Below are 21,670 nucleotides of genomic sequence, written 5' to 3'. Positions count from 1 at the left end.
GTGCGGCGTTTCCGGCCTCGGCGGCACCCGCTGGCCAGCCAACTACCATTCAGCATGTTTATCTCCGCCAATCCGGCCGTGAATGGCGGTTCGGCGCGGCTTGACCTTGAACCGGACTTGAACCTTAGGGTTCGACCCAGCGCCCCGTGCCCTTCGTCTTCGGGCGCGCTACGGACTTGAGGAGACCCCATGCAAACCATCCTGGGTGCCACCGGCCAGATCGCGGTGGAGTTGGCGCGGGAGCTGAACCGCGCCTATACGACGGACCTTCGGCTGGTGAGCCGCAGCCCGCGCAAGGTCAATGACGCCGATACGCTGCTGCCGGCGGACCTGCTGGATGCCGGGCAGGCGGCCAGGGCGGTCGAGGGGAGCGACACCGTGTATTTCACGGCGGGCCTGCCGCCGGATACGCAGCTCTGGGAGACGCAGTTCCCGGTGATGCTGAAGAACGCTCTGGAGGCGACCCGTGCGGCCAAGGCCCGGTTTGTCTATTTCGACAACACCTATATGTACCCGCAGGACGCCCGCCCGCTGACCGAAGCGACGCCGTTCGAGCCGGTCGGCCGCAAAGGCCGGGTGCGCGCGAAGATGGCTTCGATGGTGCTGGAGGAGATGGCGCGGGGAGAGATCCCGGTGCTTATCGGCCGGGCCCCTGAGTTCTATGGCCCGGACAAGACGCAGAGCATCACCAACACCCTGGTCATCGACAAACTCAAGGCGGGCCAGACGCCGCATGTGCCGGTGCGGGATGACACCCGGCGCACCCTGATCTGGACCCCGGACGCGAGCCGCGCGCTGGCCGCCCTGGGCAATGCGCCGGATGCTTTCGGGCAGACCTGGCACCTGCCCTGCGATGACGACCGGCTGACCTACCGGCAGTTCGTGGCCCTGGCGTCCGAGCGGGTTGGCCGCGAGCCCTCCTATAAGGTGCTCGGCAAGTGGACCTTGCTGGCCGCCGGCCTGGTGTCCCGCCAGGTGCGCGAGCTGAGGGAGCTGCTGCCGCGCTACGAGCACGACAATCTCTTCGACTCCTCGAAGTTCAAGCAGCGCTTCCCCACCTTTGAGGTGACGACCTATCGCCAGGGACTCGAGCAGGTGCTCACCGGAGCGGACGGTCGGCCAGCCTGAGGAGTCGAACGAACGCCCCTGCGTCCCTCATGGAACATCGAGCACCAGGAAGAAGTTTGCTGTCGTGATTCACTCCGGTCGTAGGGTGTGCTGCGCGCACCTGGAGCTCGCCGGAAGCACCGAGCGGAGGTGCGCACGGCACACCCTACGGCACGCGTTCATCCTGCCGGCTCTTCCACTTGAACTCGAATGAGAAACGCCGCATGGGAATGCGGCGTTTTTTGTTGGATGCACCCCGCCTCAGGCCGCTCTGCCCTGCCCCGCGCGGCGGCGTGATGAGAGCGGGAGCAGGTGGCGCAGCTCCTCTTCGACGATGCGGTTGTCGAGGCGCATGTCGAGCATGGGGCAGCTCAGCTCCAGGCAGTCGCCGTGCTGCAGGTGGGTGGCGACGATCTCGCTGTCGAGGCGGCTGAACAGGTAGTGGACCATGCCCGGCTGGAGGAACTGCGGGTGCTGTTCCAACAGGGCCTCGCCGGCTTCCCGCGAGGCGCGCCAGGCTTGCGGGCCCAGGCGCAGGTGGGTTTCGCTGAAGCAGGCGCCATTGCGCTCGATGCGTTGCCGCAGGTGCAGGGGTTCGTCCAGTTCGCCCAGCAGCAGCTCCGACGCCACCGCGCATTCCAGCAGATGGGCGCGCGCGGACTGCCCCTGCAACGGGTCGTGCAGATCGTGACCGAGGGTGACGCCGACATAGAGCAGCTGGCCCCGCGACCCCACCAGGTAGACGGAGACCAGGCAGGCCTCCGCCGCGATGGCCTGCACGTGGTACGGCACTTCCAGGTCGTCACGATCGATGCGCATGACGCGGCCGTTGCCCTTGTAGAACCAGCCCGCATCATCCCGCGCCCCGAGCGGCAGACCGCTGACGTGGGTGAGCAGCGGATTGTCGGGCATGGCGGGCGGACGTAGGCGCGTTTCCTGGCGCAGGGCGGGCAGCGTCTGGGTCAGGCCCGGCAGGTGGCGCAGGTGCGCCAGGTGGTCCTGGTGGCGGCGCGCGCAGTCCTGCAGGGTCTGGTAGAGGCCGCTGCTTTCGCCGTGGACGCGCACCGTGTGCGCAGGGTCGTCGCCCAGCAGGCCGATGCGCGGCCCGCCGCTGTGTTCGATGTCGAGGACTTTCAGGTAGTCGCCCATTTCAATTACTCCCTAATAAGCAGTGCGGCGTTGGCCGGCGGTGTGGCTTCGCGGGGTGCCTGCGCGCGGCCTTCCTTGAGCCCGAGCGCCAGGCACAGGCCGGCGAGGCTGCCGGCCAGGGCCAGGTAGAGGATCGATGGCAACCCGTGGTGGGTGGCGAGGTAGCCGGCGAGGATCGGCGCCAGGCCGCCACCGAGGATTTCACCGAAGCCGATGACGATGCCGGTGGCCGCCGTGAGCAGGTGCGGTGCCACCGATTCGCCCGTGAGCGGGCCGACGGTGAGGCAGATGAGGCTGAAGTTGAAGAAGGTGATGAAGAACAGCACCCCGAACAGCAACCAAGGCTCGGCGGGGGTGACGATCAGCGTGGCGACCAGTGCGGCGCTGGCGCAGAACGAGAGCAGCACCACCGGTTTGCGCCCGAAGCGGTCGGACAGCCCGGGGATGATCAGTTGGCCGACGAAGCCGCCGAAGCCGATCGCCGAGATCACCAGCGCCATCGCCTCCAGCGACAGCCCGAGGTGGTCGGTGAGGTAGCTGGGCAGCAGCGCGCAGAGCACGAACTGGCAGGTGAGGATGCAGAACATGATGCCGATGTTGCGCCGCACGTTGCCGCTGCCGAGGGCCGCGAGCCACAGGCGCCAGGGTCGCTCCTGCCCGGCCTGGATAGGTGCGGGGACGGTGCGGTAGGTGCGCTGCAGCCACCAGGCGAGGATGAACCCGGGGATGGACACGCTGATGAACACCCAGCGCCAGGAGCCGAGCCAGGCCAGCAGGCCGGCGGCGATCAGCGGCCCGAGGCCGAGCCCGAGGATGGGGAACACCGCCTGTTGCACGCCGATGTTGAAGCCGGTGCGCCGGGGGTGCGAGACCTGGGTGGTGACGCTGATGCTGGTGGGGGTGAAGGCACCCTCCGAGAAGCCCATGAGGCCGCGCAGGAGGATGAGCCCGAGCACGCCTCCGGCCAGGGCGGAGAGCCCCGAGAGCAGTGAGAAGGCGAGCACGGAGACGACCAGCACGCGCTTGGCGCCGAGCCGCTCCACCAGGCAGCCCATGCCCAGGGCGGAGACGCCCCAGGTGAGGGCCAGGGCTGCGGAGATGTTGCCGAGGTCCTGATAGTCCAGCTGCAGGTCGCGCATGATCAGCGGGAACAGCGGCAGGATGATGAAGCGATCCAGCCCCACCAGGCCGAAGCTCAGCGACAGCAGGATCACCATGCGTGTTTCGTAGCGGGCATCCCAGCCCGTGTCGCTTGCCTGCTCGCGCATGGCCAGCCCTCCTCTTCTAAGGAGCCGAAAAAGGTGGCGCGGGTTACCCCGCGCCACCGTGCCCGAGGGTACTCAGGCTGCCCATTCACCGAGTGCCATTTCGGCGGTGAAGCCCGGCCCGAACGCGGCGAGCAGGCCTTTGCTGCCGGGTTTGGGGGAGCTGTCGAACTGCCGGCGCAGGACGTCGAAGACCACCACGCTGGCGATGTTGCCGGCCTCGGAGAGGCTGGTGCGCGAGAGCGAGACGCGCTCGGACGGCAGGTCCAGGTGGCGGACCAGTTCGTCGAGGATCTTGCGGCCGCCGGTGTGGAAGATGAAGAAGTCGTTCTGCGCGCAGTTCTGCTGGTAGCCGGCCTGGTTGAGGCGCTCGATCACCGGGGCGACGTCCTTGATGGAGTTCATCACGGCCTTGTCGAGGGTGAAGTGGAAGCCGGTGTCCTTCACGTCGTATTTGATGAAGTGCTCGCTCTTGGGCAGGAAGAACGAGTCGGTGGCCTTGATGCGGAAGCCCTTGGCCTCGTCGTCGGCGCGCAGCACGCAGGCGGAGACGGCATCACCGAACAGCGCCGCGGAGATGAAGGAGTGCAGCTTGGTGTCGTCCGGCTGGTAGCACAGCGAGGAGAACTCCAGGGAGACGATCAGCACGTGGTTGTCGGCCTTCAGGGTGGCGAAGTCGTGGGCGCGGTTGATGGCGGCGGCGCCGGCCACGCAGCCGAGCTGGGCGATGGGCAGCTGGATGGTGGAGTTCGGCAGGCCGAGGTCGTTGATCAGGTGGGCGGTGAGCGACGGCATCATGAAGCCGGTGCAGGAGGTGACGATGACCATGCGCACGTCCTCGGGCTTGAGGCCGGCGTTGTCCAGCGCCTGGCGGGCGGCGGCGGAGGACATCTCGCGGGCGGCACGCTCGTAGACGATGCTGCGGTGGGTGAAGCCGGTGTGGATCGCCAGCTCATCGATGGGCAGCACGAGGTGGCGCTCGTTGACCTCGGTGTTGAGGATCATGCGCTTGGCCAGGGCCATGCGCGGGTGGTCACCGTGGAGGTTCTCAAGGTGCTCGATCATCTGCTGCTGGGTGATCTTGTGTTGCGGGAACAGTACGTGGGGCTGGCAAAGAGTCGACATGTTGAATCCTCGTTGATCGTTCAAAATTTGTTCATTCAGTGGGTAAGAACCCGTTCTTCAGGCACAGCCAAGCCCGTCAGCGCTGGCGTGGGCCAGCACTTCCCGGGGGGCAGCGGCAGGAGAAAAGGGCGTAAACCGCACGCCGGAAAATGACGTTCTTGTTTTAGCTGCCACGGAGCCCTTCCGGGCCCCGCGGCAAGAGCCTCAGTGGTCGAGTACGAACTTGTAGGCGTACTGCCAGGCCAGGTTGCTTTCACGCACCTGCTTGCGCACCACCATCCTCACGCGGGCGCCGACCTTGAGCTGGGCCGGGTCGACGACGTCGACGATCTCGGAGGCGATCACCAGGCCGTCGTCCAGCCGCACCATGGCGATGTGCCGGGGCACCACTTCGCCGTAGCCCATGGCCGCGAGGATCGGGTTCTCGGCGTTGGCCATGACTTCGATATGGCCGGTGCGCTCGCAACGGTAGGCGCTGACCTTCAGCGAGTTGCAGGCGCCGCAGACGGTGCGCCGGGGGAAGAAGATCTCGTGGCATTCGTCGCAACGGCTGCCTTCGAGCCGGTACTTGCCGCCGTGCTCGCGCCATTCGCGGAGCATGCTGGCGGTGGTCATGCGGTGGATCTGTTCGGGGTAGAGAGACATGGTCGACACTCCTCAGTCGTTGGCCAGGACGATCACCGAGTTGTGGGCGGCATAGCCCCCCAGGTTCTGCGAGACGGCGATGCGCGCCCCGGGGACCTGGTTCTGGGACTCGCCGCGCAACTGGCGGAACAGTTCGGTGATGTGGAGGATGCCGTCGGCGCCCGAGGCGTGACCGCGACCGATGTTGCCGCCATCCGTGTTGAGCGGCAGTTGCCCGTCCAGGGCGATACCGCCCTCGCGCACGAAATCACCGGCCTGGCCGGGTTTGCAGGCGCCCATGGATTCCATCTGGATCAGCCCGGCGCCGAGCAGGTCGTAGACCTGGGCGACGTCGATGTCCTTGGCAGTGATGCCGGCCTTCTTGTAGGCGAGCTCGGCGCAGGCGATGGAGTTGGCCGATACCGCCATGCCCACGTCCTGGGGCAGGCCCGGGTACTTCAGCGTCGGGTTGTGGTAGCGGGTGCCGTAGTAGTGCGACACGCCGGTGTAGGCGCAGCCACGGATGAACACCGGCTTGTTGGTGTACTTGTGCGCCAGGTGCTCGGCCACCAGGATCGCGCAACCGCTCGCCTCGCCCCAGGCCAGCATCGAGCCGCAGGCCTCGGTGCGCTTGAGCTCCTCGAGGCTGGGAATCGGCTGGCCGAAGCGGGTGGCGCCCGGGGTGTTGTGGGCGTAGATGCGCATCTGCCGGCCGAAGCTGGCGAGCACGTCCGCCTCGCGGCCGGCATAGCCATACTTGTGGAAGTATTCGGCGGTGGCCAGGGCGAAGGCATCGGTGTGGGAGATGCCGAGGAAGTAGTCGTACTCGCACTCGGTGCTCGAACCGATGTACTCGGCGTAGTTGAAGTGGTCGGTCATCTTCTCGAAGCCGCCGCAGAGGACGATGTCGTACTCCCCGGAGGCGACCATCTGATGGCCCATCTGGAACGACACCGAGCTGCTGGTGCAGTTGGCGGTGCTCATGAAAGTGGGCGCCGGGCTGATGCCCAGGGCGTCGGACAGGGTCGGGCCGAGGCCGCCGTATTCGGAAATGCCCTCGCCGTGGTAGCCGTAGGCGACACCCTGGATCTCCCGCGGGTGCATCTTCGCGGCGTGGATGGCTTGGTAGGCGGACTCGACGATCATTTCCTTGAAGGTCTGCCGGACGCGGGAGTTGCCGGGTTTCGGCGTATGGGCGGCCGACACGATTGCAACGCGACGTGCAGTCATGGTTGTGCTCCTTGCAGGTACGGGCTGTTCTAGAGGTAGGCGGTCAGGGCGTAGTCGGCGCGCAAATACTTGAATTCGTATTTGATCGACGTGCCGTAATCCACGTACACCTTGTTCTCCAGGACCTTGCGCAGCGGCTTGGCGCGCTGCTGGTAGGCGAGGATCGCGTCGGTGACCGTCAGCGCGATGGCATCGCTGCCGGCGCCGAACCCATACGAGGAGAGCAGGATCTTCTGGCCCGGCCGCGCCTGGTCGAGCACGTTGATCAGCCCCAGCAGCGGGCTGGCCGAACCGGTGTCGCCAACGCTGCCGGCGTAGATGCCGGGCTCGATCTGGCGCGCCTCGAAACCGAGGTGACGGCCCAGCGAATACGGCGTCGAGACCAGGTTCTGCTGGAACACCACGTAGTCGTAGTCGCTGCTGGAGGTCCCGAGCTTCTTGAACAGGCCGTTCACGGCGCGGGCGGTCTGCTCTTCCAGGCCGATGCTGTTCTTGTCGGAGCCCAGCCCCATGCCGGAGCGGATGTAGCGTTCGCCCTGGGGGCGGATGTTGTCGGCGACGTCGGCGGCGCAGGAGACGCTGCCGTCGAACTCGGCGATCAGGTTGTCGCGGCCCAGCAGTATCGCGGCGGCACCGGCGCCGGCATAGGCTTCGGTGAGGTCGCCCGGGGCGGTGTTGCGGTTGATGGTGTCGGCGCCGATGGCCAGGGCGTTGCGGGCCATGCCCGAGGCGACCAGCGCGTGGCCGATCTGCAGCGCCGAGGTGCCGGACTTGCCGGCGAACTGGACGTCGGCGCAGAACGCGTCGTAGCCACTGCCGAGCATTTCCAGAATCACTGCCGCCGAGGCGCGGGATTCATAGGGGTTGGTGCAGGTGCCCAGATAAAGGGCTTCGAGTTCGGCGATGCCGCCCCGCTCCAGCGCCTGCTGTGCCGCCTGGGCACCCAGGGTGATGACATCCTCGTCCGGCTGCAGCACCGCACGCTCGGTTATTCCTAACTGCTCCTTGACCAATCTCAGGTCGGCATTGCGCCACACACTAAGCACGTCCTCGACTTTCAGGCGGCACACTGGCAACCCGTAGCCGTAGCTGACTATTCCTGTCTTTTGCACGGTCTATATCCTCTTGAGCACATTTTCATTGAGACGAGCCATCCCTTGCCGTCCGGGATAGGCAGCACGCAAATCACCTCGAAAAGAAAGTCTTGCTTGTTGTTGTTCTGATAGTCGGGAGCGAGAACTCCATTCGCTCGCCGCACGCGTCCACGGTGTCCGCTTTCACCCGGGCACCGATGTACATCACGCGAAGTCTCGCGCTTGCGCACGCTGTTTCAGCGCGGCTCAGGCCTTGAAGGCACTGCGCGGGTATCTACTGGTCTTTCTTACTCTCTCAACAAGATACGAAACGTACCGTATCTATTTTAGGAAACAATTTTTCTTCCGTTACCTATGAGATTGGGAAACCGGTAGCCTAGGGTCTATCTGCCTGTGATATGTGACCACCGACCTGGTCCCCTCATCTCAAGAGGGATTCTGTTACAGAATAACTACTCGAAACGGTCCGTATCGTTTCGTAAAAACGAGCCTATACCTTAGAATCCGTTTGTCAATACATTTTCTATGGGGACTTTGCCTTGACTCGAACCCGCTCCAGGAGCTCCATCGGCTCGCTGCGCAGCCCGCATGCGCACAAAGCCATCCTCAAATCGACGACGGAAATACTGATGGAAAGCGGCTATGCCGGACTGAGCATCGAGTCCGTTGCCCGACGCGCCAGCGCCAGCAAGCCGACGATCTATCGCTGGTGGCGGAACAAGGCCGCGCTGATTGCGGAGGTCTACGAGAAGGAAAGCGAGCAGGTCAGGGTCTTTCCGGAATTGGGCTCATTCCGCGAAGATCTCTCCTTTCTGCTGCACAATCTCTGGAATATCTGGCGGGAAACCATTTGCGGCCTGGCCTTCCGCAGCGTCATCGCCGAAGCCCAGCTGGACCCGGAGACGCTCGAAGAGCTCAAGGACCAGTTCATGGAGCGGCGCCGGGAAGTGCCCAAGCGCCTGGTGGAAAATGCGGTGAATCGCGGCGAGCTGCCGAAGGACATCAACCAGGATCTGCTGCTCGATATGATCTTCGGCTTCTGCTGGTACCGGTTGCTCACCGATCAGTTGCGTGCCGAACAGGACATCGACGATTTCATCAACTTGCTGATCAACGGTGTCTGCGCCTCCCCCACCGCTTGAGGCCAGAACGAGACCCGCAGGGATCGCGGGTCGCTCAAGCGTTAGGCCGGGTGGCCTGAAAACTCGCGGTAGAGTTCCGGCAGGAAGCTCGCCAGATGGTTGAACTCGCACAGGTCATGCACCGCGAACTCGAACGCCAGCTCCTCCAGCCCGGCGGCATTCAGCCCCAGCCCCGCCAGCAGCTGTTCCGCCCGCTCCGCCCCGGGGAACCGCGCCATCGATGGATGCGCACCGACCCAGTAACGGCTGGTCAGCCACATCCCCTCCTCCGTCTCCTTGAACAAATGGACCATTAGCGACACCGGCACATCCGGCTCCTGGGCCAGGCTCATCAATGCGCTGACGCTGCCATCGATCTTCGCCTCGCGGTACAACGCCGGGTCCAGGCCCAGCTCCGCCGGGTCGTGGAAGTCGATCTTCAGGTCCATCAGCCGCGAGCCGACGTATTCCGTGGCGCAGAAGCTGTTGCCATACAGCCGGTGCTTGAAGCAGCGGTCGGTGTCACAGAGCTTATGGGCGTTCAGGCAGGGGTTCTTCACATGGGCATAAGGGAACCAGAGCATGTAGCGCTCGGCTTCCAGCGGATGCCAGAGGAACCACCACTCGAACATCTGCGCCGTGCAGCCCGGAAAGAACTTGCGGCTCTGGACATAGGCCATCGGCCCGTCCAGCAGGGCGTACCCGGCCTCTGCGCTGGCATAGTCCGGGTCGAGCAGGCGATTGATGTCGTCCACCGAGGGGGTCAGCGTCTGCTCCAGGGGCAACGGCCCCTGCTGCAGCAGGCGCATGGCGGACAGCGGGACGCGCATATCGCCACTGAAGAAGCGCGCATAGGGCTTGCCGCGGATCGCCTCGCGATTGCGCAGGAACTGCTTCTGCATGGGCAAGGAAAAATAACTGAATGGCACCATCACACGTGTTTGCATTGAAGTTAACCTGCATCGTTGGGTTCGATGAGGACCAGGTGCGGGTGAATCACATATCTCACCGCCCAGGCAAGGCGATGTCGGCCCCAGAGACGCTAGGACAGGCCAAAAGCAAAGTCAAATTTGAATTTAAACTAAGACAAGAAGAGTCGGCTCCATGACAACTACCGAGCAGCAGGCCCCGAGCCGCGCGCCTCGCCAGGATGGCCAGGCCACGCGCCAGCAGATTCTCGAGATCGCCGGCCAGGTTTTCGCTGAACGCGGCTTCGCCAATGCCACCAGCAAGGAGATCTGCGCCCGCTCGCAGGCCAACGTGGCGGCGGTGAACTATCACTTCGAGGGCAAGGACGGCCTGTACACCGCCGTGCTGCTGGAAGCCCACCAGCGCATCATGACCCTGGAGACCCTGGAAGCCCTGACCGCCAGCGAACTCTCCGGCGAAGACAAGCTGCGTCGGCTGATCACCGAGCTGCTGGCCAGCCTCGGCAGCCCACGCCTGGCCTGGCCGGCCAAGGTGCTGGCGCGGGAGCTGCTCTCGCCCTCCCCGCTGCTGCCGGCCGTCCTGAAGAAGGAGTCTTTCCCCAAGGCACGCGCCACCCGCCGCATCATCGGCGAACTACTGAACCTGCCCGAGGACGACCCGGCCGTACTGCGCAGCGCGCTGAATATCTTCTCGCCGTGCCTGTTCCTGCTGATCGCCCACGACAGCCTCAGCACCACCGTGCTGCCCGGCCTCGACACGGAGCCGCAGCCGCTGCTGGAGCACATGCTGGTATACGCCCTGGGCGGGCTCGCGGCGATCGGCGAGCACCACCGCAAGGCCACGACCCCGTAGCCCGGGCTTTAGTCCGGGGCTTGGCTAGGAGCGTTCCCGGGCTGAAGCCCAGGCTACGTCCTGTTGTCGACACCGAATGGGTTTCGCGTTGCTCGCGGAACGCCGCCCGACCCATCCTACGCAAGGCTTCCCCGGAGTCTGCGGGCTACTCCGCCTCGCCATCCCAGGGCTTGCCGTCCAGCGGCCGCGCACGGGCTTCCTCGGCCTCGTCCAGGCCATCACCGGCGCCGATGTCGGCACCATCCACCACCGACAGGTCCTTGTCCGCCGGCAGCACACCGCCTTGACCACGACCGGTGCGGGTCTCGTTCTCATCGATCAGCGTCTCGGGGCTGAGGTCGTCGGCTGAAACACCGTCCTCGTGCAGGCTGCGCCCCAGGGTTTCGCCACCGCTCATGCCGGCTTCACGCACGCGACGGTCGGGGAACTCGCGCTCCACCTCTTCCTCGGGACGCAGGTCACCCACCCTGCCCTGGCGCTCGTCCTTGCGGTCACTGAAATCCAGTTGCTCCATCGAGCCCATGCGGTCCTCGATGTCATCGATCTCGCGGGGCGTATAGGGCTTGCGCTGGCTGCTGCTCATGGTGTCTCTCCTGTTCTGGCGTGTTCAGGGTGGACCAACCCATGCCCGCAAAGATTCAGGCTGTTCGACGGCCTGTGTTCCAAGCGCCAGCCCTTTTCCAGACAAACCTAGAATTCACATTAAGATTTTTATAGTCATATTTTTCATATAGTTACGGCATATATCTAAAGCCATTAGAGAGGAAATACGGTCTTTCCACCCGCGTTTCGGCTATTCCAGGTCCCATTTCGTGCAGGTGCCGCTCGCGGCCGTGGAATTCTGGCGAAAAGCGCATCATGCGCCGCCATAAAATCAAAATAAATCACCTATTTATCAATCAGTTAAATGATTTTCCTCGACATGAAATCAAGATTAGATCGACGCCCGTCATCCCTTGAATGGGCTCGACGAAAACCACACGAACTTTCTTAGAACCCAAAGCATCAGACCCTATAACCCCGTTCGGGGCCCGCCGCCCTGCCCGTCGCCTGGGCATCGCCATCACGCGCATCCAACAGTCCTGCCAACAGCACTGAAGAGAGAGGCCGATGAACAGCACCGCATTGCTCGATCGCTACCTGCAAGTCCGTCAGCACAGTGAATCCCTGATAGCCCCCCTGAGCGACGAAGACATGGTCGTGCAGTCCATGCCCGACGCCAGCCCGGCCAAGTGGCACCTGGCCCACACCACCTGGTTCTTCGAGACCTTCCTGCTGGCCCCGCGCCTGCCCGACTACACGGTCTTCGACCCCACCTTCGCCTACCTCTTCAACTCCTATTACGAAGCCCTGGGCCCGCGCCAGCCACGCCCGCAACGGGGCTTGCTGACCCGCCCACCGGTGGCCCGGCTGATGGCCTACCGGCGCTACATCGACGAGAACATGCATGTGTTGCTGCAGGGCGGCGTGACGGACGAGATCACCGCGCTGGTGGAACTGGGCCTGGCCCACGAGCAGCAGCACCAGGAGCTGTTGCTCATGGATGTGCTGCACCTGTTCAGCCTCTCGCCCCTGCAGCCCGCCTACTCCCCCCGCTGGCGCGAGCCGGGCAGTGATCGGCCCGCGCGTTTCGTTGCCCTGGCCGGTGGGCTGGTGGAGATCGGCCACGACGGCCAGGGTTTCGCCTTCGATAACGAAGGGCCGCGTCACAAGGTGTTCCTGCAACCCTTCCAGATCGCCGACCGCCTGGTGAGCAACGCCCAGTGGCTGGCCTTCATCGAGGCGGGCGGCTACTCCCGCGCCGACCTCTGGCTCTCGGAAGGCTGGGCGCGGGTGCAGGAAGAAGGCTGGGAAGCCCCGATGTACTGGCGACGCGGCGATGAGGGCTGGATGGAGATGGGCCTCGGCGGCCTGCACCCGCTGCAAGACGGCTCCCCCGTCACCCATATCAGCTACTACGAAGCCTGTGCCTACGCGGCCTGGGCCGATGCGCGCCTGCCCAGCGAGGCGGAGTGGGAAGTCGCCGCCCGCGCCGGCCTGCTCGGCCAGGTGGAAGATTGCGCCTGGCAATGGACCGCCAGCGCCTACACGCCCTACCCCGGCTTCCATCCCTCCGCCGGCGCCGTGGGCGAGTACAACGGCAAGTTCATGGTCAGCCAGATGGTCCTGCGGGGCGGCGCCAGCATCACCCCGGCCGGGCATGCGCGGCCCAGCTACCGCAACTTCTTCTACCCGGCACAACGCTGGATGTTCTCCGGGCTTCGCCTGGCCCGCGACGCCCGCACAGGTGAAGACGCCAGCGAGCACGAAGGCTTTGCCGAAGACGTGCGCAGCGGGCTGGGTGCACCGACCAAGAGCCTGCCACCGAAATACTTCTACGACGCCACGGGTTCCGAGCTGTTCGAGGCCATCTGCCGCACCCGCGAGTACTACCCCACGCGCATGGAGACGGCGCTGCTGCGCGAGATCGCCGAGGAGCTATCGACGGTCATCCCCCGAGGCGCGGCGCTGGTGGAGTTCGGCAGCGGCGCCAGCCTGAAGACCCGCCTGCTGCTCGACGCGGCGCCGCAGATCGGCCTCTACCTGCCCATCGACATCAGCGAATCCGCCCTGCGCAAGGCCACGACCATGCTCGAAGGCGCCTACCCCGAGCTGCGGGTGTTGCCCCAGGTCGGCGACTTCACCCACCTGCCGCACCTGCCCCCAGCAGCGGCCTCACGAGCGCGGGTGGCATTCTTCCCCGGCTCCACCCTGGGCAACTTCACCCCGGCGGAGGCGCTGCGCTTCCTGCGTTCGGTGCGGCGCTTCCTCGGGCGCGAGGCGAGGTTGATTCTCGGCCTGGACATGCAGAAGGACGTCGCCACCCTGGAGGCCGCCTACGACGATGCCGACGGCATCACCGCGCAGTTCAACAAGAACCTGCTCACCCGCATCAACCGCGAGCTGGGCGGCGACTTCGACCTCGACGCCTTCACCCACCTGGCTCGCTGGAACCCGCAGGACAGCTGCATGGAGATGTTCCTGGTCAGCCATCAGGACCAGGAGGTGCATGCGGCCGGCCGGCGCTTCCACTTCGCCGCCGGGGAACGCCTGCACACCGAGTGCTCCCACAAGTACAGCCTGGAGGGCATCGCCGAGATGGCGGCCGAATCCGGCTGGCACCTGGCCCGCCACTGGCTGAGCCCGGAGCCGCAGGTGGGGATATTCGTCCTGGAAGGGAGTTGATCCGCTCGGGGATCCTGAGGGAAGCCGGGGCGCGAACGGCCCCGGCGGCACGCGTCAGAGCGCCTGGCGAGCCTCAGCCTGCTGGGCGCTGGCGAGCTTGATGATGCGCCGGCTGCTGCTGCCGGCCTGGAGCAGCACCATGTCTTCGAACACCTGCTTGCCGAGGCGCAGCACGGCACCGAGGTCCTGGTAGTCCCCATGGTTGAGGCCGGCCACGGTGAAGTGCTCGTGGGTCGCGGGGTTATGCACCATCAGGTTGAAGGTGCCATCGGTGAGCGTCCTGCTCTCCACCTTGCAGCTGGGGATGGCACGCGCGAGCAACAGATCCAGTTCCTTGCCAGACAATGCAGCCTTCATCGCTTCACTCCTTGTTACGCCTTATGCCGGCCTCGTGAATTCGGGCCGTGCCCTATGCCGTGGGTCAGAGCATGCGCACCGGGAATACCGATGTGCCGTCCGCCCCCTTTGGCGATGGCCGTTCGACCATCACCTCGAAAATCGCCTTGTCCAGGCTGGGGTCCAGGGGCTCCAGTTCGATCAATCGCGTGCGGTTCCAATTCTCCGGTGTCGCACCCTCGATGCTGATATGGCCGCAAAGCCCATCCAGCGCAGCCCAGCCATCGAACTGCAGCACGCCGAAGTCCAGGGTCACGGAGCGGCGGTCGAGCCGCACGGCGCCCTCGGCGAGCGCGGGGGAGTACAGGGTCAGATGTGCAAGCGAAGTGATCATCCTGATACCTCCAGAAGCCTTGAAAACAGGCCTGGAAAAGGTCCGAAACACCCCAGGGGAGCACTAGCGGCTAGCGATAAGCATGCCAGTAGAAGTTATTCCGCCGCTCTTGCAGATCAGCGGCCTTTTTCACGATAAAAGTTGTACGTCTCGATATCGCGCTGATGGCAAACAACCCAAAAGATCGGTGAACCCGTGCATTTCAAACAGGTATTAGCTGTGCAATTTGCACGAGCAAAATGCACGATTCGGGCAACTTGCAATGCGTCTCGAGCGCGAGGGATTCAATGTGGTGCGTCGTGCGCGACAGGGGTGCAGGGCGCGATCCTGCAACATCGGCTGATCACCGCCCTTGCGGCACGGTACGGCGTCTGCAGGGGTGTACGCCAGGTTAACCCGGCACTTGAAGTGCCACCCCTAACAACTCCAAAGATGTATCTGCAACTGTTGCCGAGCGCCAGAAACAACCTGATATCAACGCGGCATCTCGATGATATTAAAAACATTCCAACAGACGAACGGGCCCGTCCGCCCCCCTATTCAAGCTGAACTCACACGGCCTCCCGGCCTTCTCAATTACTACTCACGTGTATACCAACTTGAGGCCCGGTCGCTGCGGCATGCGTCGGGCTTATTTTTTGGATGGATCAACTTGTACTTGGATGTAGCCATGGCGTTTCAACCTTCCGGCGAAGAGTTGCAGAAGAGGCTGGATGCACGGCTGGACAGCCATATGTGCGTGGTGAAGTTTCGCGACGATGAGGTGGTGCTCTCCCTCCGTGACCTGCGCAGCGGGCAACTGACCGTCGTCTCCGGCCTGTTCCCCCGGCACTGGGCGAGCCGCGAGCAGTTCGACACACTCTGCGGGCCGCTGATCGATGAACTGGAGCGGATGCTGGAAAACGCCACGGACGCCAATGACGAAGAGCGGCTCGAAGGCTTCTGAGCCCGCACGGCATCGCCATGCACAAAGATCGGAACCTGTGCGGCGTAGCCCTGCTCTATAGGTGCTTGGGAGGCGCCTGCGTGCGCGAACGGCGATAAGACCGTCGATTTGGAATGAACTGGAGATCTACATGGGCTGTTATCACATTTCCCCGACGGACAAGGGGTGGGAACTGCGCAAGGAAGGTGCAACGCGCCCGTCGAAGACCGCCAGCGAACGATCCGAGCTGCTCGATTGCATCGGCAACTTCATGCAGAACCGTGCGGGGACGGTAAAGGTCCACGGCGAAGACGGCAGCGTCGAACAGGAACTGCGCTATCCGCCCGCCCGCCGCTTTCACGACCAGGCGAGCGGCTAGCGCCGCGGTCAGGACCGCGAGATACCGGTCAGGGTGATGCCGTAGCGCTTGAGCAACTGCATCGCCGGCTCGCTGCTGGGGTCCTCGCTCTCCGCGAACTCACCGGCCTGCAAATTCGCGCGGGCCCACTCCAGCAGCTCGCGGTTGGCATCTTCCATGTCCGGCTTGTCCGTCGCCTTGCTGTCCAGCGTCGCGGTGTTGTTGTCCTTGCTGTAGGTGATGGTCCAGTGCGCCATGACGATGACCTCCGTTGGCGGGTATACCTGAGCTGACTGGCGCAAGCGCCCGCGAGTTCATTGCAATCCCCCGCTCTCGACTTGAACTTTCCTCCTGCCGTTTCCCTCGAAATGCCATCGACGCCGCCGCTTCGCTGCACGCTCGGCGCCATTCACGTCGCTTTCGCAACAGGAGGCTTGGTCCAGGGATGATCCCGCCGCATACCCCGTCACCGATGAATACCCGCATGGCCCCCGGCCTTCTGCTGGCCGCCGTGCTGCTTGCCGGCTGCCAGGAACACGAGCCCCCCAAGCCGGTGCAGCGCGTGCTGGTGCAGAGCATCGAGGCCGCCGACTTCAGCGCCGAGGTGCACCTCACCGGCGACATCCAGGCCCGCGTCGAAGCGCAACAGGCCTTTCGTGTCGGCGGCAAGATCATCGAGCGCCTGGCGGACGTGGGCGATCAGGTCAAGGCCCAGCAAGTGCTGGCACGCCTCGACCCGCAGGAGCAGCGCAGCAACCTCGACACTGCCAATGCCGCCGTGGAAGCCCAGCGCGCCCAGCTCAAGGAGGCCGAACTGAACTTCGAGCGGCAACGCAAACTGCTGCCCAAGGGCTACACCAGCCAAAGCGAATTCGACCAGGCCCAGGCGCAGTTGCGCGCCACCCGCAGCGCCCTGGAAGCGGCCGAAGCCCAGGCCGCCAACGCCCGTGACATGCTGGCCTATACCGAGCTCAAGGCGTCCGCCGATGGGGTGATCACCACCCGCCACGCGGAAGTCGGCCAGGTGGTGCAGGCCACGGTGCCGATCTTCACCCTGGCCCGTGAAGGCGAGCGCGATGCGGTGTTCAACGTCTACGAATCACTGTTCGACCAGCAGTTGGAAAGCCAGGACGTGGTCGTCGCCCTCCTCGGCCAGCCGGACATCAGCGCCAAGGGCCAGGTGCGCGAAATCACCCCCACCATCGATCCGCAGAGCGGCACCCTCAAGGTCAAGGTGGCGCTGGAGCAGGTGCCGCCGCAGATGAACCTCGGCGCCGTGGTTACCACGCTGCTCAGGCCCCGCAGCGGCGACGGTGTGGTGCTGCCCTGGTCGGCGCTGTCCAAGTCCGGGCGCCAGCCGGCGGTGTGGCTGGTGGATGCGCAGCAGCGGGTATCGCTGCACAAGGTCGGCGCGGTGCGCTACGCCAGCGGCAAGGTGCTGGTGGGCCAGGGCCTGGAGGCGGGCCAGAAGGTGGTGATCGCCGGTGGCCAGCTGCTGCACCCCGGCCAGCGCGTGGAAATGGCCCGGGCCGAACAGGCGGCAGAGCCCGACAAGGCCGCCGCAGTGCGTGAGGACCAGGCCGCACCGCAGCCCCAGGTCGAAGGGAGCGTGCCCCATGAATGACGCCACCCGCCGCGCCTGCCTGCTGCCCCTGGCCGCCCTGCTCCTCGCCGGCTGCGGCGAGAAGGAACAGCCACCACCACCGCCCCGCCCGGTGCTCAGCCTGGTGGTGCAGAGCCAGCACCAGCAGAGCGTCGGCCACTTCGCCGGCACCATCCAGGCACGCTACGAAACCACCCTGGGCTTCCGCACCAACGGGCGTATCGCCTCCCGCGCGGTGGATGTCGGCGACAAGGTGGCCGAGGGCGCCCTGCTCGCCACCCTCGACCCCACCGACCAGCAGAACCGCCTGCGTGCCAGCGAGGGCGATCGCGCCAGCGCCGAAGCGCAGTGGATAGACGCCCAGGCCGACGCCCGCCGCCAGGAGGAGCTGTTCACCCGGGGCGTTGGCGCCAAGGCCAACCTCGACGCGGCCCGCACCCGCCTAAAGACCACCCGCGCCAGCCTCGACCAGGCCCGCGCCGCAGAACAGCAGGCCAGCGACCAGCTCGCCTACACCCGCCTGACCACCGATTTCGACGGCGTGGTCACCGCCTGGCGCGCCGAGGCCGGCCAGGTGGTCGCCGCCGGCCAGGAGGTGGTGACCCTGGCTCGCCCGGAAGTGCGCGAAGCCGTGTTCGACCTGCCGGACGACCTCGCCGGGGCCATCCCCGAAGACGCCCGCTTCACCGTGGTCGCCCAATTGCAGGGTGAGGCCAGCACCACCGGCCACATCCGCGAAATGGCGCCCCAGGCCGACGCCGCCACCCGGACCCGCCGGGTGCGCCTGAGCCTGGAGCAAACCCCGGAAAGTTTCCGCCTCGGCACCACGGTGCGGGTGGAACTGAGCAGCCCCGTGGCACCTCGTGTCAGCCTGCCCGCCAGCGTGCTGGTGCGCGCCGAGCCCGGCGCCCCGGATGATCGTGGGCAGGTCTGGGTGGTGGACGAAAAAGCCGCCGTGGTGCACCGCCGCGAGGTGCAGGTGCTGCGCCGCGAAGGCGATCGCGTGCTCATCGGCAAGGGCCTCGCCGACGGCGAGCGGGTGGTCAGCGCCGGGGTCAACAGCCTCAAGGAAGGCCAAGCGGTAAAACTGGATGAAGGGGATCGGCCATGAGTGATGCCAAGGGCGGCTTCAACCTCTCGGAATGGGCGCTGCGGCACCAGTCCTTCGCCTGGTACCTGATGGCCGTGGCGCTGGTGATGGGGGTGTTCTCCTACTTCGAGCTGGGCCGCGAGGAAGACCCCGCCTTCACCATCAAGACCATGGTCATCCAGACCCGCTGGCCCGGCGCCACGGTCAACGACACCCTTGAACAGGTCACCGACCGCATCGAGAAGAAGCTGGAGGAGCTGGACAGCCTCGACTACGTGAAGAGCTACACGCGCCCGGGGGAATCCACCGTCTTCGTCTACCTCAAGGACACCACCGACGGCACCGAGATACCCGACATCTGGTACCAGGTGCGCAAGAAGATCGACGACATCCGCGGCGAATTCCCCCAGGGCCTGCAGGGCCCGGCGTTCAACGACGAGTTCGGCGACGTCTACGGCAGCCTCTATGCCTTCACCGGCGACGGCCTCAGCTACCGCCAGCTGCGTGACTACGTCGAGCGCGTGCGCCTGGACATCCGCAGCGTCAAGGACCTGGGCAAGGTGCAGCTGATCGGCGAGCAGGACGAGGTGTTCTACCTCAACTTCTCCACCCGCAAGCTGGCCGCCCTGGGCCTCGACCAGCGCCAGGTGATGCAGAGCCTGCAGGCACAGAACAGCGTCACGCCCTCGGGGGTGATCGAGGCCGGCGCCGAGCGCATTTCGGTGCGCACCTCCGGCGAGTTCCGCTCCCAGGCGGACCTGGAGGCGGTGAACCTGCGCATCAACGACCGCTTCTACCGCCTCGCCGACCTCGCCAGCATCCAGCGCAGCTACCAGGACCCGCCCACCTCGCTGTTCCGCTTCAATGGCGAGCCGGCCATCGGCCTGGCCGTGGCCATGCGCGACGGCGGCAATATCCAGACCTTCGGCGCGGCGCTGCATGCGCGCATGCAGGAAGTGACCAACGAGCTGCCCATCGGCGTCGGCGTGCACCAGGTGTCGAACCAGGCCGAGGTGGTGGAGAAGGCCATCGGCGGCTTCACCAGCGCGCTGTTCGAGGCGGTGATCATCGTCCTGGTGGTGAGCTTCATCAGCCTCGGCGTGCGCGCCGGCCTGGTGGTCGCCTGCTCGATTCCCCTGGTGCTGGCCCTGGTCTTCGTGTTCATGGAGTACAGCGGCATCACCATGCAGCGCATCTCCCTCGGCGCCCTGATCATCGCCCTCGGCCTGCTGGTGGACGACGCCATGATCACAGTCGAAATGATGGTCACCCGCCTGGAGCTGGGCGATTCGCGACACGACGCCGCCACCTACGCCTACACCTCCACCGCCTTCCCCATGCTCACCGGCACCCTGGTCACTGTGGCCGGCTTCGTGCCCATCGGCCTCAACGCCAGCTCGGCGGGGGAATACACCTTCACCCTGTTCGCGGTGATCGCCGTCGCCCTGTTGCTGTCGTGGATAGTCGCGGTGCTTTTCGCCCCGGTGATCGCCGTGCACGTGCTGCCCGCCACGCTCAAGCACAAGGAAGAGAAGAAGGGCCGCATGACCCGCTTCATGGACCGCGGCCTGCGCCTGGCCATGGGGCACCGCTGGGCCACCATCCTGCTCACCGTGGCGCTGTTCGGCGGCTCGCTGTTCCTCATGCAGTTCGTCCAGCAGCAGTTCTTCCCCTCCTCCGACCGCCCCGAGCTGCTGGTGGACCTGAACCTGCCGCAGAACAGCAGCATCGCCGAGACCCGCGCGGTGATGGACCGCTTCGAGGCCAAGCTCAAGGGCGATGACGACATCCAGCGCTGGAGCTCCTACATCGGCGAAGGCGCGGTGCGCTTCTACCTGCCCCTCGACCAGCAACTGCAGAACCCCTACTACGGCCAGCTGGTGATAGTCGCCAAGGACATGGACGCCCGGCAGCGCCTGTCCGCCCGCCTCAAGCAGCGCCTGCGCGACGAGTTCGTCGGCATCAGCGGCTACGTGCAGCCCCTGGAGATGGGCCCGCCGGTGGGCCGGCCGATCCAGTACCGGGTCAGCGGCCCGGACATCGACAAGGTGCGCGACTACGCCATGGCACTGGCCGCGCGGCTGGACGCCAATCCCAATGTCGGCGAGATGATCTACGACTGGAACGAGCCCGGGCGTGTGCTGAAGATCGATATCGCCCAGGACAAGGCACGCCAGCTGGGCCTCTCCTCCGAGGATGTGGCGCAGATGATGAACGGCGTGGTCACCGGCGCCACCATCACCCAGGTGCGCGACAGCATCTACCTGGTCAACCTGGTGGGCCGCTCCGCCGAGGGCGAACGCAACTCGCCGGAAACCCTGGAAAACCTGCAGATCGTCACCCCGAATGGCACCTCCATCCCGCTCAAGGCCTTCGCCACCTTGGGCTACGAACTGGAGCAGCCGCTGGTGTGGCGCCGCGACCGCAAACCCACCATCACCCTCAAGGCCAGCGTCCACGGCGACATGCAGCCCACCGACCTGATGGCCAGGCTCAAGCCCGAGGTGGACGACTTCGCCGCCAAGCTGCCCGCCTCCTACCGCATCACCCCCGGCGGCACGGTGGAAGAAAGCGGCAAGGCCCAGGGCCCCATCGGCCAGGTGGTGCCGCTGATGCTGTTCCTCATGGCCACCTTCCTGATGATCCAGCTGCAAAGCGTGCAGAAGATGTTCCTGGTGGCCAGCGTGGCGCCCCTGGGGCTGATCGGCGTGGTGCTCGCGCTGCTGCCCACCGGCACGCCGCTGGGCTTCGTGGCCATCCTCGGGGTACTGGCGCTGATCGGCATCATCATCCGCAACTCGGTGATCCTGGTGACCCAGATCGACGAGTTCGAGCGCGAGGGCGCCAACCCCTGGGACGCGGTGATCGAGGCCACCCACCACCGCACCCGGCCCATCCTCCTCACCGCCGCTGCCGCCAGCCTGGGCATGCTGCCCATCGCCCGCGAAGTGTTCTGGGGCCCCATGGCCTTCGCCATGATCGGCGGCATCATCATCGCCACCCTGCTCACCCTGTTCTTCCTCCCCGCCCTCTACGTCGCCTGGTACCGCATCCACGAACCGGACGACGCCACGCCCCCGGCCCAAAACCCGCAGGTGGCGTAGAACGGCAATGTGTGTAGGGGCGAATTCATTGGCTCTGTCTGCGTTAGCTGTTGTGGTTTTAATGCAAGCGCTCAAGCACGGCCATTTCCGGGCATCCAAGAGTTCGTAACACCTCCACCGCATGGGTTTCGCTTCGCT

General features: G+C 65.4%; 20 protein-coding genes. 9 read left to right on the top strand and 11 right to left on the bottom strand.

Annotated elements, in window-relative coordinates; genetic code table 11:
• The first annotated feature begins 189 nt into the window (after positions 1-189).
• On the top strand, positions 190-1,128 hold the full coding sequence (locus ACXI0U_RS08985; RefSeq protein WP_479550075.1) for an NAD-dependent epimerase/dehydratase family protein: 939 nt from the start codon (positions 190-192) through the stop codon (positions 1,126-1,128).
• Between the two features lie 240 nt (positions 1,129-1,368).
• On the opposite strand, the gene ACXI0U_RS08980 is transcribed toward ACXI0U_RS08985, so the two are convergent.
• The 6 genes from ACXI0U_RS08980 to ACXI0U_RS08955 all read right to left on the bottom strand — a co-directional run bounded on the left by ACXI0U_RS08980 (position 1,369) and on the right by ACXI0U_RS08955 (position 7,612).
• Entirely contained in the window at positions 1,369-2,256 is an 888-nt protein-coding gene (locus ACXI0U_RS08980; protein ID WP_479550074.1) for a fumarylacetoacetate hydrolase, read from the bottom strand.
• Between the two features lie 5 nt (positions 2,257-2,261).
• Positions 2,262-3,524 carry an MFS transporter gene (locus ACXI0U_RS08975; RefSeq protein WP_416639422.1) on the bottom strand — a complete coding sequence of 421 codons (1,263 nt, stop codon included), beginning with the start codon at positions 3,522-3,524 and terminating at the stop codon, positions 2,262-2,264.
• 72 nt (positions 3,525-3,596) lie between these two features.
• Positions 3,597-4,646 carry a type III polyketide synthase gene (locus tag ACXI0U_RS08970; protein WP_044402893.1) on the bottom strand — a complete coding sequence of 350 codons (1,050 nt, stop codon included), beginning with the start codon at positions 4,644-4,646 and terminating at the stop codon, positions 3,597-3,599.
• Between the two features lie 204 nt (positions 4,647-4,850).
• A complete protein-coding gene (locus tag ACXI0U_RS08965) occupies positions 4,851-5,291 on the bottom strand; it encodes a Zn-ribbon domain-containing OB-fold protein (RefSeq protein ID WP_044402896.1) in 441 nt (146 codons plus the stop codon).
• Positions 5,292-5,303: 12 nt separating this feature from the next.
• Positions 5,304-6,500 (bottom strand): thiolase family protein, encoded by a 1,197-nt coding sequence (locus tag ACXI0U_RS08960; RefSeq protein ID WP_479550073.1) that lies wholly within the window; start codon positions 6,498-6,500, stop codon positions 5,304-5,306.
• A gap of 29 nt (positions 6,501-6,529) precedes the next feature.
• Complete coding sequence (locus ACXI0U_RS08955) at positions 6,530-7,612, bottom strand: hydroxymethylglutaryl-CoA synthase (RefSeq protein WP_479550072.1); 1,083 nt, start codon at positions 7,610-7,612, stop codon at positions 6,530-6,532.
• Between the two features lie 521 nt (positions 7,613-8,133).
• On the opposite strand from ACXI0U_RS08955, the gene ACXI0U_RS08950 reads away from it, so the two are divergent.
• Positions 8,134-8,736 (top strand): TetR/AcrR family transcriptional regulator, encoded by a 603-nt coding sequence (locus ACXI0U_RS08950; protein ID WP_031288662.1) that lies wholly within the window; start codon positions 8,134-8,136, stop codon positions 8,734-8,736.
• Between the two features lie 41 nt (positions 8,737-8,777).
• On the opposite strand, the gene phlG is transcribed toward ACXI0U_RS08950, so the two are convergent.
• Positions 8,778-9,662 carry a 2,4-diacetylphloroglucinol hydrolase gene (phlG, locus tag ACXI0U_RS08945; protein WP_374980933.1) on the bottom strand — a complete coding sequence of 295 codons (885 nt, stop codon included), beginning with the start codon at positions 9,660-9,662 and terminating at the stop codon, positions 8,778-8,780.
• A 157-nt stretch (positions 9,663-9,819) separates the two neighbouring features.
• Here phlG and ACXI0U_RS08940 point away from each other — a divergent pair, with 157 nt between their 5' ends.
• Positions 9,820-10,497 carry a TetR/AcrR family transcriptional regulator gene (locus ACXI0U_RS08940; protein WP_021221859.1) on the top strand — a complete coding sequence of 226 codons (678 nt, stop codon included), beginning with the start codon at positions 9,820-9,822 and terminating at the stop codon, positions 10,495-10,497.
• 145 nt (positions 10,498-10,642) lie between these two features.
• On the opposite strand, the gene ACXI0U_RS08935 is transcribed toward ACXI0U_RS08940, so the two are convergent.
• Entirely contained in the window at positions 10,643-11,080 is a 438-nt protein-coding gene (locus tag ACXI0U_RS08935) for a phosphotransferase system, HPr-related protein (protein ID WP_271657731.1), read from the bottom strand.
• 527 nt (positions 11,081-11,607) lie between these two features.
• On the opposite strand from ACXI0U_RS08935, the gene egtB reads away from it, so the two are divergent.
• On the top strand, positions 11,608-13,722 hold the full coding sequence (gene egtB / locus ACXI0U_RS08930) for an ergothioneine biosynthesis protein EgtB (protein ID WP_479550071.1): 2,115 nt from the start codon (positions 11,608-11,610) through the stop codon (positions 13,720-13,722).
• Positions 13,723-13,776: 54 nt separating this feature from the next.
• On the opposite strand, the gene ACXI0U_RS08925 is transcribed toward egtB, so the two are convergent.
• Together ACXI0U_RS08925 and ACXI0U_RS08920 are read right to left on the bottom strand one after the other, a co-directional pair.
• Positions 13,777-14,079 (bottom strand): hypothetical protein, encoded by a 303-nt coding sequence (locus tag ACXI0U_RS08925; RefSeq protein ID WP_021221856.1) that lies wholly within the window; start codon positions 14,077-14,079, stop codon positions 13,777-13,779.
• A gap of 64 nt (positions 14,080-14,143) precedes the next feature.
• A complete protein-coding gene (locus tag ACXI0U_RS08920) occupies positions 14,144-14,452 on the bottom strand; it encodes a hypothetical protein (protein WP_021221855.1) in 309 nt (102 codons plus the stop codon).
• A 670-nt stretch (positions 14,453-15,122) separates the two neighbouring features.
• Between ACXI0U_RS08920 and ACXI0U_RS08915 the strand changes: the two genes are divergently transcribed.
• Positions 15,123-15,398 carry a hypothetical protein gene (locus ACXI0U_RS08915; protein WP_148304376.1) on the top strand — a complete coding sequence of 92 codons (276 nt, stop codon included), beginning with the start codon at positions 15,123-15,125 and terminating at the stop codon, positions 15,396-15,398.
• Positions 15,399-15,528: 130 nt separating this feature from the next.
• Complete coding sequence (locus tag ACXI0U_RS08910) at positions 15,529-15,756, top strand: DUF2188 domain-containing protein (protein ID WP_263402598.1); 228 nt, start codon at positions 15,529-15,531, stop codon at positions 15,754-15,756.
• Between the two features lie 8 nt (positions 15,757-15,764).
• On the opposite strand, the gene ACXI0U_RS08905 is transcribed toward ACXI0U_RS08910, so the two are convergent.
• The gene (locus ACXI0U_RS08905) at positions 15,765-15,992 is read right to left on the bottom strand and encodes a hypothetical protein (protein WP_479551120.1); all 228 of its coding nucleotides are present in this window, start codon (positions 15,990-15,992) and stop codon (positions 15,765-15,767) included.
• A 215-nt stretch (positions 15,993-16,207) separates the two neighbouring features.
• Here ACXI0U_RS08905 and ACXI0U_RS08900 point away from each other — a divergent pair, with 215 nt between their 5' ends.
• The 3 genes from ACXI0U_RS08900 to ACXI0U_RS08890 are packed head-to-tail and all read left to right on the top strand — an operon-like array spanning position 16,208 to position 21,532.
• Positions 16,208-17,359 carry an efflux RND transporter periplasmic adaptor subunit gene (locus tag ACXI0U_RS08900; protein ID WP_479551090.1) on the top strand — a complete coding sequence of 384 codons (1,152 nt, stop codon included), beginning with the start codon at positions 16,208-16,210 and terminating at the stop codon, positions 17,357-17,359.
• A complete protein-coding gene (locus tag ACXI0U_RS08895; RefSeq protein ID WP_479550070.1) occupies positions 17,352-18,449 on the top strand; it encodes an efflux RND transporter periplasmic adaptor subunit in 1,098 nt (365 codons plus the stop codon). Before ACXI0U_RS08900 ends, ACXI0U_RS08895 begins: the two co-directional genes overlap by 8 nt.
• On the top strand, positions 18,446-21,532 hold the full coding sequence (locus ACXI0U_RS08890) for an efflux RND transporter permease subunit (protein WP_479550069.1): 3,087 nt from the start codon (positions 18,446-18,448) through the stop codon (positions 21,530-21,532). The genes ACXI0U_RS08895 and ACXI0U_RS08890 overlap by 4 nt, the downstream gene beginning before the upstream one ends.
• The last annotated feature ends 138 nt before the right edge of the window (positions 21,533-21,670 follow it).

Source organism: Pseudomonas sp. C9D1, from assembly GCF_056491235.1.
This window is presented reverse-complemented; position numbering and strand designations above follow the sequence as displayed.

Coding starts and splice junctions, on each gene's coding strand:
- ACXI0U_RS08985 (WP_479550075.1), top strand. CDS start 190: ATGCAAACCATCCTGGGTGCCACCGGCCAGATCGCGGTGGAGTTGGCG.
- ACXI0U_RS08980 (WP_479550074.1), bottom strand. CDS start 2,256: ATGGGCGACTACCTGAAAGTCCTCGACATCGAACACAGCGGCGGGCCG.
- ACXI0U_RS08975 (WP_416639422.1), bottom strand. CDS start 3,524: ATGCGCGAGCAGGCAAGCGACACGGGCTGGGATGCCCGCTACGAAACA.
- ACXI0U_RS08970 (WP_044402893.1), bottom strand. CDS start 4,646: ATGTCGACTCTTTGCCAGCCCCACGTACTGTTCCCGCAACACAAGATC.
- ACXI0U_RS08965 (WP_044402896.1), bottom strand. CDS start 5,291: ATGTCTCTCTACCCCGAACAGATCCACCGCATGACCACCGCCAGCATG.
- ACXI0U_RS08960 (WP_479550073.1), bottom strand. CDS start 6,500: ATGACTGCACGTCGCGTTGCAATCGTGTCGGCCGCCCATACGCCGAAA.
- phlG (WP_374980933.1), bottom strand. CDS start 9,662: ATGCAAACACGTGTGATGGTGCCATTCAGTTATTTTTCCTTGCCCATG.
- ACXI0U_RS08940 (WP_021221859.1), top strand. CDS start 9,820: ATGACAACTACCGAGCAGCAGGCCCCGAGCCGCGCGCCTCGCCAGGAT.
- ACXI0U_RS08935 (WP_271657731.1), bottom strand. CDS start 11,080: ATGAGCAGCAGCCAGCGCAAGCCCTATACGCCCCGCGAGATCGATGAC.
- egtB (WP_479550071.1), top strand. CDS start 11,608: ATGAACAGCACCGCATTGCTCGATCGCTACCTGCAAGTCCGTCAGCAC.
- ACXI0U_RS08925 (WP_021221856.1), bottom strand. CDS start 14,079: ATGAAGGCTGCATTGTCTGGCAAGGAACTGGATCTGTTGCTCGCGCGT.
- ACXI0U_RS08920 (WP_021221855.1), bottom strand. CDS start 14,452: ATGATCACTTCGCTTGCACATCTGACCCTGTACTCCCCCGCGCTCGCC.
- ACXI0U_RS08915 (WP_148304376.1), top strand. CDS start 15,123: ATGGCGTTTCAACCTTCCGGCGAAGAGTTGCAGAAGAGGCTGGATGCA.
- ACXI0U_RS08910 (WP_263402598.1), top strand. CDS start 15,529: ATGGGCTGTTATCACATTTCCCCGACGGACAAGGGGTGGGAACTGCGC.
- ACXI0U_RS08905 (WP_479551120.1), bottom strand. CDS start 15,992: ATGGCGCACTGGACCATCACCTACAGCAAGGACAACAACACCGCGACG.
- ACXI0U_RS08900 (WP_479551090.1), top strand. CDS start 16,208: ATGAATACCCGCATGGCCCCCGGCCTTCTGCTGGCCGCCGTGCTGCTT.
- ACXI0U_RS08895 (WP_479550070.1), top strand. CDS start 17,352: ATGAATGACGCCACCCGCCGCGCCTGCCTGCTGCCCCTGGCCGCCCTG.
- ACXI0U_RS08890 (WP_479550069.1), top strand. CDS start 18,446: ATGAGTGATGCCAAGGGCGGCTTCAACCTCTCGGAATGGGCGCTGCGG.